Origin of the sequence: Lentzea terrae (genome assembly GCF_003265345.1) — a bacterium.
In the GTDB taxonomy this organism is placed as follows: Bacteria; Actinomycetota; Actinomycetes; order Mycobacteriales; family Pseudonocardiaceae; genus Lentzea; species Lentzea terrae.
In genome coordinates, this window is the sequence record NZ_QFWW01000020.1 from 541,685 (window position 1) to 542,210 (window position 526).

Here is a 526-nt window from a genome sequence, read left to right on the forward strand (position 1 = left end):
TTTGCGGCCGATGTCCATGGGCTGCGACTTCTCCCCCAGGAGCAGTGGGATGATCCCGGCGTTGCAGGCCAGTTGGCGGACTTGGGCGGCGGGGACGCGTTCCTGGTTGTCCAGCGTGGCCTGGCCTACCTGGGCAGCCAGGTCGTCGTAGCGCATGGTCAGGGTGAGCGTGACCGGTTCGCCGCCGTGCTCGGGCAGCTGGTCGGCGCGCAGCAGCAGGTCGACCAAGTCAGCCAGCGCGTCGCCTTCGCGTTCGGCGCGGGAGCGCTGGTCCGGGCCTTCCTCTGGCGTTTCCGGGCGGGGCTTGGCCAGCGGATCGAGCAGCGCCTCGTACTTCGCGCCGGTCACCGCGTCCAGCTTCGCCCTGATCACCAGCCGCCCGTCTTCCCACCGCATCACATGCTCATTGCCCTGCCGCGAGGGCTCGGCGTCGCGGGGCTCGGGGTCGTTCTGATAGAGGCCGTAGGCCAGGTCCTTACCGAACTTGCGCACCGCCATCGGCTCATAGTCGCGGGCATAGTCCACG

At 69.2% G+C, this 526-nt stretch carries 1 protein-coding gene; it reads right to left on the reverse strand.

Annotation, left to right across the window (positions count from 1 at the left end; genetic code table 11):
• On the reverse strand, positions 1-498 hold a 498-nt coding region (locus DI276_RS51210; RefSeq protein WP_198680858.1), incomplete at its 3' end, for a DUF222 domain-containing protein.
• Positions 499-526: the final 28 nt, after the last annotated feature.